Genomic DNA, 15,471 nt, shown 5'->3' on the forward strand with positions numbered 1-15,471 from the left:
TGCGGTCAGCCGTTCTCGTCAGGCGTGGTGGGGTCGACGGTGCGGACGCCGAAGTGGGCGAGCATCGCCGTACAGGAGCGGCAGGGTGCGGCGTAGCCGCCGTGCAGGGGGTCGCCGTCCTCGCGGATGTGCCGCGCGGTGAGCTTGGCGTGTTTGAGGGAGCGGCGGGCTTCGCCGGGTGTGAGCGGTTTGCGCTGGGCGCGTTTGGAGCGGGCGTTCTCGGTGGCGGTGAGGTGCCGGGAGAGCAGGATCGCCTCGGGGCAGCGTCCGGTGAAGCGTTCGCGCTGGCCGCTGGTGAGGGTGTCCAGGAAGTCCTGGACGAGGGCGTGCAGGGCGGGCGGCCGGTCGCCGCGGCCGGCGGTGCAGGTGAGGGTCGTCTCGCCGCGGACGGAGAGGGCGGCCCCGACGGTGGGGAGGATGCCGTCGCGGCGCTGACGCAGTAAGGGCGCGCGTGTGGTGTCGGCGCTGCTGCTCCAGTTGAGGCGTGGGTCACCCTGTGTGGGTGTCGGTGCTGCGTGCATGGTGCTGGTCTTCCCCTCCTGCAATCCCCCGAGTTGCGTGGACAGCCTGCCAAATAGGGAGCCATATGGGGAAGCTGGGGCGCCGAAACGCGGCTTCGGTGTGTCGGAATCATGGTGCACCTGTCATGGCGTCGTGACAGTTGGTCACCGTCGGATCGGGCCGGTTCGGGCTCTTGTGCCAGCGCATAGGCTGTGCGGCATCAGTCAGGAGCAGCCAGTGGCTGCGGGTAGTAGCAGTCAGCGACGCCAGTGCAGGGGGCAACCGCCATGACGACAGGTCGGCTCGGGCAGGACACCGCGCCACCGAACGCGGCCTATGCCGGGCAGGTCGTGCACTTCCCGGATCCGGTCCGGGCCTCCCGGCATCCGCGGGGGGTGCGGGTGGACGAGTTCGGTCATCCGGACTTCTCGCCGTACGCGCGCGCGGCGGCGGAGATCGCCGACCCGCCGGAGGGTTTCGGTGTCGACGAGCTGCGGCTCACGGACTATGTGTCGGCGAACGCGGCGATGGCGGCGACCGGTCATGAGTTGTGGGACACGATTCCGTCGGTGGCGACGCCGCACGGGTGGACCTGGCATCACGTGGCCCGCAGTCGTCGGATGGAGCTGGTCCCGGTCGAGGTGAAGGCGTTGCTGCGCCATCACGGCGGGGTGGCGACGGCCGCCGTCGACCACATGAAGCGGGGCACGCGCCCGTTGCAGGAGACCCGGCCGGTGCACTTCGGACTGCCGAAGGGTCTGGTGTCGGTGTCGGAGCAGCAGCTTCAGGGGGTCGAGGAGGATCTCGGCTACCGGCTTCCGGGCGCGTACCGCTCGTTCCTGCGGGCGGCCGGCGGGTGCGCCCCGGTGGGTGCGGCGCTCGACGCGGAGCTGGGGCTGCTGGTCGACCAGCCGTTCTTCACGGTGCGGGAGGAGGCGGGGGTCAACGACCTCGTCTACGTCAACAAGTGTCTCCGTGACCATCTGACCAAGGACTACCTGGGTGTGGCGTTCGTCCAGGGCGGTCTGATCGCGCTCAAGGTGCGGGGTGGGGGGGTCGGTTCGGTGTGGTTCTGCGCGTACGACGACGCCCGGGACTCCGGCGAGGTGGCGGCGGGCTGGTCGGTGGGTGAGCGGGTGGAGCGGCTGCTGCTGCCCTGTGGTGCGGACTTCGACGCTTTTCTGCAGCGGCTCGCGGGCAATCCGCCGGAGCTGGAGACGGTGGCGAACCTGATGGTGGACGGCGGTTTCGCGCGTGCGGTGCCGGTCGTCCCGGTGGGGGAGTGAGTGGGCTGTGGTGACGTTCGCGCAGGCGCAGGAGCGCGCCGAGGAATGGATCAACGGCGACCTGCCGTCGTATCAGCATCGTGAGGTGCGGGTGCGGGAGTTCGAGCTGGGGTTCGTGGTGTGGGCGGAGGACCGTGAGGGCGGTCCGACGTCGGACGGCGGGCGTCAGCGGCTGGTGATCGCCCGGGACAGCGGTGAGGCGACGCTGTGGCCGGGGCTGCCGGTGGGTGAGGTGATCCGCCGGTACGAGGAGGAGTACGGGACGTCGGAGGAGGTTCCGGCGCAGGCGGCGGTGCCGGCGGCGCGGATCGATCTGAACCAGACGTCGTTCCTGTTGAGTCCGCCGGAGTGGCTGCAGGACGCGGCGGACCGGATCGGGCTGCCGAAGGAGCCGCACGCGTCGCAGGAGAGCGGGGGTTCGACGGCGTCGGCGGACGACGCGTCGGAGCCGGTGGCGGCGTCGGAGACGGGGCCGTCGGCCTCGGTCGCCTCGTCGTCCTCCGCGTCGGATGGTGCGGGGGTGTCCGCGGTGGCGGGTGGCGTCGCGTACGAGCCGACCGCGATGGACGGGGTTCCGGCGGGGACGCCGGGTGCGGCTTCGGCTCTCGCGGCGCCGGTGGGTCCGGCCTCGGCCCCGGCGGCGCCGGTCGCGCCGGCTCCGGTCGCGCTGGCTCCGGTCGCGCCGGCGCCGGTCGCCCCGGCGCCGGTGATCCCGGCTCCGGCGGCCTCTGCTTCCGCCGTTGCGGCCCCCGTCGCCCCGGCCGGGCCTCCGGTCGCGCCGCCGGCTCCGCCCGTGCCCGTGCCGGCGCCCGGTCCCGTACCCGCGCCGACTCCGCCGCCCGCGCCGAGTCCGTGGGCCGATGCCAACGCGAGTTCCGGTGGTGCCGACGGCGCGGTGCCGCTGCCCGCGACGGTGTTCGCGCCGGCGCTGTCGGGGACGGACGACGAGGACACTCCGCCGCCGCAGGTGGGGGCCGACGCGCCGACCGCCCTGATGAAGGGTGGCAGCGCGCTGCCGCCGACCGCCGTGGCGCCGCGGCTCGACCCGTCCGCGCCGCCGCCGGGCGGTGCTCCGGCGGGGCCGCCCGCACCGTCCGTGCCGTCCGCGCCTCACGCTCCCGCGCCTCCGCAGGCCGCCGGCCCCGGCGCGCCGCCGCCTCCCGCGCCCGCGCCCTCGGCGCCGGGCGCCCGGGACATCGCGGACGCGGCGACCAGCAAGGCCGCGCTGCCGCCGAAGAGCGGACGCGGTCCGGCGGCGCCCCCGCCGCCGCCGGGAGCCCCGGGTGTCCCCGGTGGTTCGTCGGGTGCCGGTGCGTACATCCCGACCCAGCTGGTGTCGCAGCTCGGCCCCGAGGGGCTCAGGCCGCCCGCGCAGCCGGGTCCGCCCGGTCCGCCGCCGGCCCCGGCGCCGCCCGGTCCGCCGACGCCGCCGCAGCCCGTGCACCACGCGGCGACGATGCTGGCGCACCCGAACCAGGGCGGTCCTGGCGCCCCGCCGCCGCCCCCGCCGCCGCCGGGTGTGCCCGGTGGGACCGCGGGCGGCATCGAGCACGCCGCGACGATGCTGGCCCACCCGGGTCCGGCCGGTCCGACGGCGCCGCAGCCCCCGGGGCCGCCGGCTCCGCCGCCGCCGCTGCACGGCGGTCACGCGCCGCCGCCCGCGCCGGGTCCCGTACCCGGTCCGGTTCCGGGTCCCGTGCCCGGGGCCGTACCCCCCGCGTACGGGTATCCGCAGCCGGCGGGTGCGCCGACGGTCGGTCCCGGCTACCAGGCGGTGCTGCGTTATCGCGCGCCCGACGGTTCGGAGGCGCAGATCATCCGGCGTTCGGCGCCGGGCACCCCGCATCCGGAGTGGCAGATCCTGCACGAGCTGCGCGCGATGAACGTGCCGCCGCAGCAGGTGCTCGAGCTGCACACGGAGCTGGAGTCCTGTGAGCTGCCCGGTGGTTACTGCGCGCGGATGATCCGGGAGACCTGGCCGCAGGCGCGGATCACCAGCATCGCCCCGTACGGCCGTGATCACGCGGGCCGTCAGCAGGGGATGCGGCAACTCCTCACCCATCAGGGCGAGTTGCACCAGGTCGCGGACGGTCCCGCGCGGCCGGCGCCGGTACGGGCCCCGCTGCCGCAGGTGCAGCCGGCGCCGCCGGTTCCGCCGGAGGCGATCGCGCAGGAGCTGGCCGGGGCGTTCGGTCCCGGCATCCTCCGCTTCGACCAGCGCGCCGTGTCGCGGCAGGGTGTGCCGGAGCTGGTGGCGCGCACGCTGGTGTGGGCGGGTCTGCCGGCGGACTTCGGGCCGTTCTTCTGGGCGCAGCCCGCGGTGCCGGTGGTGCCGACGCTGGCGGAGCTCGCGGCGCAGCGGCAGGTCCAGGCCGCGCCGGACGCGAGTTCGTACCTGGTGCTCGGTTCGGACTTCGGCCGGGCGATCTGCGTCCAGTACGGGACCGCGCACATCGTGGCGGTGCCGGTGGAGGCCGGTCCCGGCGGGCAGCCGGTGCCGCCGCAGTTCGTGAACACCGGGCTGCCGGAGTTCACGCGCGCGATGGCGCTGCTCGGCCGGATGTGGCGGCTGAGGTTCGGGCTGAACCCGGAGCAGGCGGGCCGCTGGACGGTCGACTTCCAGGCGCAGCTGGCGATGCTGGACCCGGCGGCGCTGTCGTCGCCGGAGAACTGGTGGTCGGTGCTGCTCGAGCAGATGTGGGACGGGCTTCTGTAGAAGGTTCTGCGGAAGGTGGGGCCGGGGTTTCCCGCAGGTGCCGCTGGACAGACTCTGCTGGACAGAATGTGATGAAAGGCGCTCGACGTGTATGCACGTTGGGCGTCTTTTGTCCGTTCTGATGCAGCATCCTGGACGTTCGGGTCGGGCACAGGGAAGGGGCGCCAGGGATGAGTTTCGCTGTCGGACGGGGGCGCGGGTATCGGCCCGAGCAGGTCGACCGCCATCTCGCCGCGCTCGCCCGGGACCGTGACGCCGCCTGGGAGCGGGCCGCGCGGCTCACCGTCCTCGCGAAGGAGATGGAGGCCGAGGCGGCCCGGCTGCGCGCGGCCGTCGAGGCGTTGGTGCCGCACCGGTACGAGGCGCTCGGCGACCGGGCGGGGAAGATCCTGGAGCTGGCGGAGCTGGAGGACGAGACGCTCGTACGGGCCGCCGAGGCGGAGGCGCAGTCCCTCGCGGAAGCGGCGGAGGCGGCGGGCCGGGAGGCGGCGGAGGCCGCGCGGGCGTACGCGGAGGGTGTCCGGTCGGCGGCCGACGCGGCGGCGGGCGCGACCCTGGCGACGGCGCGGGCGCGGGCCGAGGAGCTCACGACGGAGGCGCGGCGCGAGGCGGAGGAGCTGCTGACCGGGGCGCGGGAGGCCTTCGAGGAGACCGAGCGCCGCGCGGCGGACCTCCTCGCGGAGCAGGACGCGGAGCAGAAGGCCGTACGGGAGGAGGCGGACCGCACGGCGGAGGGCCGGGCGACGGCCCTGGACGCCCACCACGGGGAGCTGACCGCCGCGGCGGAGTCGAGGCTCGCGGAGGCGCAGCGGTCCCTGGCGGAGACCGAGGAGCAGGCCCGGCACGGCCAGGAGGACGCGGAGGCGAGGGCCGCCGGGCTGCTCGCGGAGGCCCGGATGAAGGCGGAGCGGGTCGAGCGCGAGACGGAGCGGGTGCTGCGGGAGCACGAGGAGGCCCGGGACGAGATCCACGGCCACATGGACCACATCCGCGACTCGCTGGCGGCACTGACGGGCCGCGCGGGGGCGACGGGCGAGGACGAGGAGTAGCGGCCCCGGCCTTCGGGGAGCCGGGCCCGGCCCGTCCCCACCCCACCCCACCCCACGCCACCCCACCCCACCCCACCCCAACTGCCTAAACTGCCCGACATGTTGATGCGACCGACGGCGGTGAATCTCGACTGCGCCGACCCCCTGGCCCTCGCCGACTTCTACCACCGGGCCACCGGGCTGCCGCTCCACGAGCGCTCGGACGGGGAGTTCGCGGGGGTGGGCGGCGGTGAGCACGGACTGCTCCTCGGCTTCCAGCGGGTCGACGGCCACCGCCCGCCGACCTGGCCCGGCCAGGACGTGCCGCAGCAGCTGCACCTCGACTTCGACGTCGACGACCTGGACGAGGCGGTGGCCCGGCTCGTGGAGTGGGGCGCCACCGTGCCGGAGGCGCAACCGCGCCCCGACCTGTGGCGGGTGGTCCTGGACCCGGCGGGGCACCCGTTCTGCGTCTCGCCCCGGAGGCGGCCGGGGGCGTGACGGAGGCCGGTGGCGACCGGGGGCGGTGTGTCGGCTAGCCTCCCTCTTCCCAGGGGAGGGATCTCAAGATCATGCACATCACTCGCATGCACACCCGCACGCACGTCACACGCACGCGCGGCCGCCGTCTCGCGGCCGCCGCCGTCACCATCGTCCTCGCCGCCACGGGCGGCACGCTCACCGCGCTCCCGGCCACGGCCGCGCCCGCGCCCGCGGCGGCGCAGGAGGACCAGCAGGCCCCCGTGGCGTTCCCGCGCAACGCCGACGTCGTCGGCGCGGGCCCGAGCGGCTTCCTGTCGAAGACCCGCGGCGCCTCGCCGGAGTTCCGCTGGACCTGGTACGCGGACGGCTCCTCGATCGTGCTGCCCGGGGCGTACGCGATCGGCGGCGGCACGGACCTCGTCGTCACCGGCGAGCTGCCCGACGGCTACGCCAACACCCGGCTGGCGGTCCACGACCTGTCGACTCCCGCCACGGCCGCCGCGAAGCCGGTGGCGGTCGACCTCGAAGCCCTCGGCGGCCACCGCCTCGCGGGCATGGCCGGCGGCACCCTCCTGCTCTCGCTGGAGGAGGGCGAGCAGTGGAACCAGTACGGCGCCACCATCGAGAACGGCACCGCGAAGGTCCGCCGGCTCGAAGGCGGGCCGGGGATCGCCTGCTACCCGGGCGACGAGGGCTGGACCGACACCGGAGCGGCGCTCTACGACTGCTGGATCTCCGAACGGACCTCCGCCAAGGTCCTCGTCGACCTCGCCTCGACCGACCGGCCGACGTACCTGCAGATGGAGAACGAGTACGCCGGGCAGGGCGCCGTCTCCGCCACGCACGTGGCCTGGCGCGAGTCGCGTCTCTCAGGCCACGGCATCGTCGCCCACCTGCGGGGGAAGTCCGGCGAGCGGTGGATCCCGACGCCCGACGTGAGCGACCCGCTGTACCTCGTCGGGGGCTGGCTGGCGACCGGGCAGAAGGCCCACATCGACGCGGACAGCGGCGGCCGGTCCCACCCGACGGCGCGGCCGTTCACCCTTCAGTCGATCGAGACCGGCGAGACGTCCGTCGCCCTCACCGCGTTCTCCTCCGCCGTCGCCGGTCCCGGCGGCAGCCTCCTCGTCCGCGGCGGCACCCCCGAGCACGGGGAGGGCCTCTACCGGATCTCGCCGCGCGCCGACGGCGGGCGGCCCGATGTCGAGCTGGTCGCGTCGACGGCGCAGTCGACCGTCATCACCCTCACCGGCTCCAGCCTGCCCGGGGCCCTCACCGGCGAGGACCTCGCGGGAGGGATCGACTTCAGCTGGGACCTGTCCCGGGGGGACGCGACGGTACAGGTCAGCCTGAAGCACCTCCGCTCCGGGCGGTCGATCTTCACGTCGTGGCCCGCCCCCGCCGACGGCGTCGACGGGACACCGCGCCGGGTCACCTGGCACTGGGACGGCAAGGACCTGGACCGCCCGGACGGCCTGCTGACCCCGGCCCGTTCCGGCGAGTACGAGTGGGAGATCACGGTGGAGCCGGAGGAGGGGATCGGGCCCGACCTGGTCACCTCCGGCCGGTTCACCGTCGAGCGGCCCCCGATGCCGCACGACTTCGACGGGGACGGCGGCATGGACCTGTTCGCCCGGGAGCCGGGCGGTCTGCTGCGCGGCTTCCAGACCCAGCCGATCGCGGTCGGCGGTTCGGTCAAGAGCACCACCTGGGGTTCCATCGGCGGAGGCTGGCAGACCTACGACCGGATCGAGGCGGCCGGGAACATCGCGGGCACGTCATGGCCGGACGTCCTCGCCCGCGACACGGCCGGAGTCCTCTGGCTGTACCAGGGCAACGGCGACCGGGCGCAGCCCCTCTCCGGCCGCACCCGCATCGGCGGCGGCTGGCAGGCGTACGACCGGATCGCGGCCGGCAGCGATGTCACCGGCGACGGGCGGCCCGACCTCCTCGCCACCGACAAGTCCGGCGTCCTGTGGCTCTACGCGGGCACCGGGAACGCCGGGGCGCCCTTCTCCTCCGCCAAGCGGGTGGGAGGCGGCTGGGGCGTCTACAACGAGCTGTCGGCCGTCGGGAACTTCGCCGGCGGCCCCGCCGGCGACCTCCTCGCCCGGGACAAGGACGGCGTCCTCTGGCTGTACCTGGGGAAGGGCGACGGCACCTTCGCCGCTCGCAACCAGGTCGGGGGAGGCTGGGACGGATTCCTGGACCTCGTCGGCGTCGGCGACGCCAACGGCGACGGACACGCCGACCTCATGGCCGCCAGAACGCCGACCGCGTCCGACTGGGGCACGACCTTCTACCCCGGGACCGGGGACTGGAAGGCACCCCTCAAGGCCGGGGTGAAGAGCAACGCCACCAGCTGGGCCCGGTACGACGTCGTCTTCTAGGCGCATCCGGCCGTACGACGGGGGCCGAGCCGGATCCACGGACCGGCCCCTCTCAGGTGAGGGCGCACTCCGCCCACACCGTCTTGCCCGGCGCCCCGAGCCTCGGGCACCAGCCCCACCGGTCGGCCAGCGCGTCGACGAGCAGCAACCCCCGGCCCCCGTCCGACAGTTCCGGACGGGGGCCGGCGAGCTGTCCGGGCCGGGGCGGTACGCGTTCCGCGCGGGTGTCGGTCACCTCGACCCGCGCGACGGGCGGCGGCCCGTCGGTGACGCGCAGGTCCAGGTGGAAGTCCCGCCCCGGCACGTGCCCGTGCCGTACGGCGTTCGTCGCCAGCTCGGCGGCGACGAGGACGACGGTCTCGTGCGCGCCGGTCCCGTACGCGACACCCCACTCGTCCAGCCGGACCGCGACGAGGCGCCGCGCGAGCCGGGCGCCCCGGGCGGTGGACGTGAACCGAAGGGCGAAGAACCTGCTCTCCAAGTAGGGCGAGAAGCAGGGGAGTTCTGTGATGCCGGTGGGGCTGAGGTTGTTGCTCGTCATGCCTCCCACGCTCCTCTTGGTGGCGTAGCGTGACCAGTGGTGACGCACTGACGCGGTTGTCTTGTACGTGGGGTGTCGGTGCCGGTACGAGAGGTGGGGTGCGATGGCGGACGAGCAGGCGGAGCCCGAGGCGGATGGGGCGGAGGGCGGCCAGACGGCGGACAGGTCCGGACAGGGCGTCGTGGCGGCGTTCGGGCAGAGCCTGAAGACGCTGCGGGTGCGGGCGGGGATGGAGCGGGAGGAGTTCGGCAAGCGGCTGGGCTACTCGGCCTCGACCATCGCCTCGTTCGAACAGGGCCGCCGGATCCCACCGCCGCGTGCGATCGACCGGGCCGATGAAGTGCTGGATGCCGGTGGACTGTTGCGGGTGTGGAAGGACCAGCTGGAGAGGGCGCAGTATCCGGCGTTCTTCCAGGGGATGGCGCAGCTGGAGAAGCAGGCGATAGAGCTGCTGGTGTACGACACGATGATGGTCAACGGCCTGCTCCAGACCGAGGAGTACATGAGGGCGCTCCTGGATATGCGGCGCCCACCGCTGGATCAGGAGACGATCGAGCAGCGGGTGACGGCCCGACTGGCCCGGCAGGACATCTTCGACCGACGCCCAGCCCCTTTACTCGGCTTCGTCATGGACGAGTCGGTGCTACGGCACCGGTACGGAGGCAAGAGGGTGGTGCGTGGGCAGTTGGAACACCTGCTCCTGATCGGCGAGCGACGGAACGTCGAGCTGCAGATCATGCCTACCGACTGCGAGGACAACGCCGGGGTGAATGGCCCGTTCACGGTCGTCACGCGCAAGGACGGCAGGAAGTTCCTGTATGTCGAGGCGCAGAACACCAGCTCGTTGGCAACCGACCCGGAGCAGACCGTTCTTGCTGCCGCGCGCTATGGGATCATCCGGTCACAGGCTCTCACCCCGCGAGAGTCGCTGGAGTTCATCGAGAAGTTGCTGGGAGAGCTATGAACAACGCTGAGCCCCTCGCCTGGTTCAAGAGCAGCTACAGCGGAACTGAAGGCGGCCAGTGCATCGAGGTCGCGACCCGCGCGGGAGCCGTCCACGTGCGTGACTCCAAGGACGTGGCCCGGCCCGCCCTCACCCTGTCGCGCGACGCCTGGGCCGGCTTCGTCGGGCTCGCCTCGGCGGAGTAGTACAACCGCCGCTTGTACGTGTCAGCCCTCCGCGCTCCGCCGTTCCCCCTCCTCCAGGACCGGGAAGCGGCGGGGCGCCAGGGTCAGCAGGACCAGGAGCGCCAGGGCCGCCGCCCCCGCCGCGCCCACGAAGACGTAGTCGACCGCCGCGTCGACCGCGCGCCGCAGACCGTCCATGGCCCCGGCCGTCAGCGAGTCGGGTGCGTCCAGCGCGCGCGACAGCGTGTCCAGGTCGCCGCCGCCCAGGCGGGCGGCCAGGACGGCGTTCGCCACGGCGCCGAACAGGGCCGCGCCCACGCTCTGGCCGACCTGGCGGCAGAAGAGGACCGACGCGGTGGTCGTGCCCCTCTCCTCGTACGGGACGGTCGACTGCACGCCCACGATCAGCGGCAGTTGGAAGAGGCCGAGCGCCGCACCCAGGAGCAGCATGATCAGTGCGGGCTGCCAGGGTTCCCCGGGGAACGGGAGGAACGGGAAGGCCAGGAGCAGCAGCAGCGCCAGTGAGATGCCGATGACGGCCGTCTGGCGGAAGCCGATCCGGCCGTAGACGCGGTTCGAGAACGCCGCGCTGATGGGCCAGCTCAGGGTCATCACCGAGAGGACGAACCCGGCCGCGATCGGCCCGAGTCCGAGGACGGACTGCGCGTACGTCGGCAGGAAGACCGTCGGCGCGACCATGAGCAGGCCCAGCGCGCCGAGCGCGAGGTTGACGGCGGATATCGTGCGGCGGCGCCAGACCCAGCCGGGGATGATCGGTTCCGCCGCGCGCCGCTCCACGAAGACCGTGACCGCGCCGAGGACGGCCGACCCGGCCAGGAGTCCCAGGGACGGGGCCGACAGCCAGGGCCAGGCGACACCGCCCTGGACCAGCGCGGTCAGGAGCAGGGCCCCGGTGGCGAACACGGCGAGCGCGCCCGCCCAGTCGATGCGTACGCGCGCGCGTGGCGTGGTGCGGGCCGGTTCCTTCAGGTGGCGGACGATCAGCCACAGCGCCACCGCCCCCACCGGCAGGTTGATCAGGAAGATCCAGCGCCAGTCCGCGTACCCCGCGAGGAGCCCGCCGGCCGCCGGGCCGGCGACCGAGGAAGCGGCCCACACGGAGGAGAGCTTCGCCTGGATCTTGGGGCGTTCCTTCAGCGGGTACAGGTCGGCGGCGATCGTCTGGATCGTGCCCTGGAGCGCGCCGCCGCCGAGGCCCTGGACGACGCGGAAGGCGATGAGGGAGGCCATGTTCCAGGCGGCCGCGCACAGCAGGGAGCCGATGAGGAAGAGGACGACCCCGGCGATCAGGACCGGCTTGCGGCCGAAGGTGTCGCTGAGCTTCCCGTACACCGGCAGGGTGACCGTGACGGCGAGGAGATAGCCGGAGAACAGCCAGGAGAAGACGGTGAGTCCGCCGAGGTCGCCGACGATCTGGGGGACGGCCGTGGACACGATCGTGCCGTCGATGGCGGCGAGCCCCATGCCAAGCATGAGGGCGGCCACGACGGGGCCGCGGCGGGTGGCTGGGGTGGTGGGTGACGCGGTCGCGACCCCCTTCACGTTCGGCTCCGTCACCGCAGCATTCCTTTCTTCATACACCTAAATGATCCGGGTCAGGGTCCCACCACGACCACGGGTGGAGGAACCCCTAGGGGCATCTCCCCCATACGGGCCAGGGGCGCTTCGTCCCGGCGGAGGAGGAGAACAACCGTTCCGGCTCCTTAACTTGAACTTACAAACCCACCCACTGCTCCTAGGAGAAAACCGTGACCACGGCTGTGACCATCCCCAGGCACGGGGGTACTGGAGGGGCTACGGCCGTCGCCGCGCGGGCGTGTCAGGTCGTCAAGGCGTACGGCTCCGGGGAGACCCGGGTCGTCGCGCTGGACTCCGTCGACGTCGACATCGCCCGCGGACAGTTCACCGCGATCATGGGACCCTCGGGTTCCGGCAAGTCGACCCTGATGCACTGCCTCGCCGGCCTCGACACCGTCACCAGCGGCGAGATCTTCCTCGACGAGACCGAGATCACCCGGCTCAAGGACAAGAAGCTCACGCAGCTGCGCCGGGACCGGATCGGCTTCATCTTCCAGGCGTTCAACCTGCTGCCGACCCTGAGCGCCATCGAGAACATCACGCTGCCGATGGACATCGCGGGCCGCAAGCCCGACGCCGAGTGGCTGCGCCGGGTCGTCGACACCGTCGGTCTCTCCGAGCGCCTCAAGCACCGCCCCAACGAGCTCTCCGGCGGCCAGCAGCAGCGCGTGGCCGTGGCCCGCGCCCTCGCCGCCCGGCCCGAGATCATCTTCGGGGACGAGCCGACCGGAAACCTGGACTCGCGGGCCGGCGCCGAGGTCCTCGGGTTCCTCCGCACCTCGGTCGACGAGCTGGGCCAGACGATCGTCATGGTCACCCACGACCCGGTCGCCGCCTCCTACGCGGACCGGGTCCTCTACCTCGCCGACGGACGGATCGTGGACGAGATGCTCCGGCCGACCGCCGACGCCGTCCTCGACCGTATGAAGGACTTCGACGCGCGCGGGCGGACGTCATGAGCGTCCTGAAGACCTCGCTGCGCAACTTCTTCGCGCACAAGGGACGCATGGCGCTCTCCGCCATCGCCGTCCTGCTGTCCGTCGCGTTCGTCAGCGGCACCCTCGTGTTCACCGACACCATGAACACGACGTTCGACAAGCTCTTCGCGTCGACCGCCTCCGACGTCACCGTCAGCCCCAGGAACACCGACCCCGGCGACGTGCCCCAGGGCGGCCGCCCCGAGTCCTTCCCCGCGTCGCTGGTCGAGCAGGTCCGCAAGACCGAAGGCGTCCAGGCCGCGCAGGGCGCGGTCGTCTCCACCGGCGTCACCGTCGTCGACGCGAAGAACAAGAACGTCGGGCCCACCAGCGGTGCCCCGACCATCGCCGTCAACTGGAGCCCCAACGAGCTCCGTTCGGTGGAGATGGCCTCCGGCCACGAGCCGCGCGGCCCCACCGAGGTGGTCGTCGACGGCGACACCGCCGAGAAGCACGGCCTGAAGCTCGGCGACGAACTGCGGACGATCTCCGTCGTGGGTGACTTCACGGCGAAGATCTCCGGCATCGTCGAGTTCAAGGTCACCAACCCGGGCGCCACCGTCGTCTACTTCGAGACGCCCGTCGCACAGCGCGAACTCCTCGGCAAGGAAGGCCTGTTCACCCAGATCACGGCCGACGCCAAGACCGGGGTCGGCGACGACGCCCTCAAGGCGAGCATCGCCGCCTCGATCGGCGACGGCTACACGCTGCAGACCGCCGCCGAGGCCGCCGACGCGGGCCGCGAGGACGTCGCCGGCTTCCTCGACGTCATGAAGTACGCGATGCTCGGCTTCGCCGGGATCGCCTTCCTCGTCGGCATCTTCCTCATCGTCAACACCTTCTCGATGCTCGTCGCCCAGCGCACCCGCGAGATCGGCCTCATGCGGGCCATCGGCTCCAGCCGCAAGCAGGTGAACCGCTCCGTCCTCATCGAGGCGCTGCTCCTCGGCCTCTTCGGCTCCGTCGCCGGAGTCGCCGCCGGCGTCGGACTCGCCGTCGGACTGATGAAGCTCATGTCCTCGATCGGCATGGAGCTCTCCACCGACGACCTCACCGTCACGTGGACGACCCCGGCCGTCGGCCTCGTCCTCGGCATCGTCGTCACCGTCCTCGCCGCCTACATCCCGGCCCGCCGCGCCGGGAAGATCTCCCCGATGGCAGCCCTCCGCGACGCGGGCACCCCCGCCGACGGCAGGGCCGGCCGGATCCGCGGCGGCATCGGCCTCGCCCTCAGCGCCGCCGGAGCGGCCTCGCTCGTGGCGGCGGCCCGCGCCGAGGAGGCCGGCCCCGGCTCCCTCTGGCTCGGCCTCGGCGTCCTCCTCTCCCTCCTCGGCTTCGTCGTCGTCGGCCCGCTCCTCGCGGGCGCGGTCGTCCGCGCCCTGGGCGTCGTCGTCCTGCGGATCTTCGGCCCGGTCGGCCGGATGGCCGAGCGGAACGCGCTCCGCAACCCGCGCCGCACCGGCGCCACCGCCGCGGCCCTGATGATCGGCCTCGCGCTCGTCGCCGCCCTGTCCGTCGTCGGCTCCTCGATGGTCGCCTCGGCCACCGACGAGCTGGACCGGTCCGTCGGCGCCGACTTCATCGTCCAGTCCGGCACCGGACAGCCGATCGTCCCGCAGGCCCAGGCGGCCCTGGAGAAGGCACCGGGCCTGGACCACGTCACCGAGTACCGGTGGGTCGACGCCACCGTCACCGACCCGCGCGGCAGGACCACGACGGCCGACCTGGCCGCCACCGAACCGTCGTACGTGAAGGACCTGCGCCGGGAGACCACCGCGGGCACCCTCACCGACGCGTACGGCAAGGGCGCGATGTCGGTCGGCAGCGACTACGCCACCGAGCACGGGGTGAAGGTCGGCGACGTGCTGACCGTCGCGTTCAAGGGCGGCGAGAAGGCGAAGCTGAAGGTCGCGGCGATCACCGCGGACACGGGGCAGGTCGACAAGGGGGCGATGTACACCAACGTCACCACCCTCGCCGAGTACGTCCCCGCCGACCGCATGCCGCAGAGCCTGCTCCTGCTCGCCAGCGCCGAGGACGGCCAGGAGACCGAGGCCTACCAGGCCCTCAAGGACGCGCTCGTGCCGTACCCGCAGTACAAGGTGAGCAACCAGGCCGACTACAAGGAACAACTGCAGGACCAGGTCGGACAGCTGCTCAACATCGTGTACGGGCTCCTCGCCCTGGCGATCGTCGTCGCGATCCTGGGTGTCGTGAACACCCTGGCCCTCTCGGTCGTCGAGCGGACCCGGGAGATCGGCCTCATGCGGGCCATCGGCCTCTCCCGCCGCCAGCTGCGCCGCATGATCCGCCTGGAGTCGGTGGTGATCGCCCTGTTCGGCGCGCTGCTCGGGCTCGGCCTGGGCATGGGCTGGGGCACGGCGGCCCAGAAGCTCCTCGCGCTTGAGGGCCTCGGGGTCCTGGAGATCCCCTGGCCGACGATCCTGACGGTCTTCGTCGGCTCGGCCTTCGTGGGACTGTTCGCGGCGCTGGTCCCCGCCTTCCGGGCGGGCCGGATGAACGTCCTGAACGCGATCGCGAGCGAATAGCGAGGGCGGAAGCCTCGGAGCGGAACGCCCCGGGGCCCCTGCCCACGCCCCGGGGCGCGCTGCCGCCCCCACGCCCCAGCGGGACGATTGCCCACACGGCGGTGGGCGGGGCGGCGGCCCGTACGGGCCGAGGTGCGGCTCTCCGCCCACACGGGGGTGGGGCGGAGGGCCGCACGGGGGCGGACCGGCGGGCTTCGGAGGCGGGTGTCCGTGGCGCGTCGTAGGCTGGACACCCCGGCCCGTGCGACGTGTCGGGCTGTTCGCGTTGCCCGC

Annotated in this window: 12 protein-coding genes; 9 read left to right on the top strand and 3 right to left on the bottom strand. The window is 73.2% G+C overall.

Going from position 1 to position 15,471, the window contains the following annotated elements:
* Positions 1–5: 5 nt before the first annotated feature.
* Entirely contained in the window at positions 6–521 is a 516-nt protein-coding gene (locus tag ACIP84_RS28595) for a YwqJ-related putative deaminase (protein WP_355967289.1), read from the bottom strand.
* A 267-nt stretch (positions 522–788) separates the two neighbouring features.
* On the opposite strand from ACIP84_RS28595, the gene ACIP84_RS28600 reads away from it, so the two are divergent.
* The 5 genes from ACIP84_RS28600 to ACIP84_RS28620 all read left to right on the top strand — a co-directional run bounded on the left by ACIP84_RS28600 (position 789) and on the right by ACIP84_RS28620 (position 8,404).
* Positions 789–1,787 (top strand): SMI1/KNR4 family protein, encoded by a 999-nt coding sequence (locus ACIP84_RS28600; protein WP_355967286.1) that lies wholly within the window; start codon positions 789–791, stop codon positions 1,785–1,787.
* A gap of 7 nt (positions 1,788–1,794) precedes the next feature.
* The gene (locus ACIP84_RS28605; protein ID WP_401801516.1) at positions 1,795–4,503 is read left to right on the top strand and encodes an SUKH-4 family immunity protein; all 2,709 of its coding nucleotides are present in this window, start codon (positions 1,795–1,797) and stop codon (positions 4,501–4,503) included.
* 170 nt (positions 4,504–4,673) lie between these two features.
* Complete coding sequence (locus ACIP84_RS28610; protein WP_401801519.1) at positions 4,674–5,552, top strand: cellulose-binding protein; 879 nt, start codon at positions 4,674–4,676, stop codon at positions 5,550–5,552.
* A 99-nt stretch (positions 5,553–5,651) separates the two neighbouring features.
* Positions 5,652–6,032 carry a VOC family protein gene (locus ACIP84_RS28615; RefSeq protein WP_355967275.1) on the top strand — a complete coding sequence of 127 codons (381 nt, stop codon included), beginning with the start codon at positions 5,652–5,654 and terminating at the stop codon, positions 6,030–6,032.
* Positions 6,033–6,103: 71 nt separating this feature from the next.
* Positions 6,104–8,404 carry an FG-GAP repeat domain-containing protein gene (locus ACIP84_RS28620; RefSeq protein WP_401801521.1) on the top strand — a complete coding sequence of 767 codons (2,301 nt, stop codon included), beginning with the start codon at positions 6,104–6,106 and terminating at the stop codon, positions 8,402–8,404.
* 52 nt (positions 8,405–8,456) lie between these two features.
* On the opposite strand, the gene ACIP84_RS28625 is transcribed toward ACIP84_RS28620, so the two are convergent.
* Complete coding sequence (locus ACIP84_RS28625) at positions 8,457–8,945, bottom strand: ATP-binding protein (protein WP_401801524.1); 489 nt, start codon at positions 8,943–8,945, stop codon at positions 8,457–8,459.
* Between the two features lie 103 nt (positions 8,946–9,048).
* Between ACIP84_RS28625 and ACIP84_RS28630 the strand changes: the two genes are divergently transcribed.
* Both ACIP84_RS28630 and ACIP84_RS28635 read left to right on the top strand, forming a co-directional pair.
* Entirely contained in the window at positions 9,049–9,909 is an 861-nt protein-coding gene (locus ACIP84_RS28630) for a helix-turn-helix domain-containing protein (RefSeq protein ID WP_401801527.1), read from the top strand.
* Positions 9,906–10,094, top strand: coding sequence for a DUF397 domain-containing protein (locus tag ACIP84_RS28635; protein WP_401801529.1), 189 nt, complete (start codon positions 9,906–9,908; stop codon positions 10,092–10,094). The genes ACIP84_RS28630 and ACIP84_RS28635 overlap by 4 nt, the downstream gene beginning before the upstream one ends.
* Positions 10,095–10,115: 21 nt before the next feature.
* Here ACIP84_RS28635 and ACIP84_RS28640 read toward each other — a convergent pair whose 3' ends face one another.
* Positions 10,116–11,651: an MFS transporter gene (locus ACIP84_RS28640; protein WP_401801532.1), complete on the bottom strand. Its 1,536-nt coding sequence runs from the start codon at positions 11,649–11,651 to the stop codon at positions 10,116–10,118.
* Positions 11,652–11,842: 191 nt separating this feature from the next.
* On the opposite strand from ACIP84_RS28640, the gene ACIP84_RS28645 reads away from it, so the two are divergent.
* The gene (locus tag ACIP84_RS28645; protein ID WP_401801535.1) at positions 11,843–12,631 is read left to right on the top strand and encodes an ABC transporter ATP-binding protein; all 789 of its coding nucleotides are present in this window, start codon (positions 11,843–11,845) and stop codon (positions 12,629–12,631) included.
* Entirely contained in the window at positions 12,628–15,198 is a 2,571-nt protein-coding gene (locus ACIP84_RS28650) for an ABC transporter permease (protein ID WP_401801538.1), read from the top strand. The genes ACIP84_RS28645 and ACIP84_RS28650 overlap by 4 nt, the downstream gene beginning before the upstream one ends.
* The last annotated feature ends 273 nt before the right edge of the window (positions 15,199–15,471 follow it).

Origin of the sequence: Streptomyces sp. NPDC088707 (assembly GCF_044752725.1) — a bacterium.
Classification (GTDB): domain Bacteria; phylum Actinomycetota; class Actinomycetes; order Streptomycetales; family Streptomycetaceae; genus Streptomyces.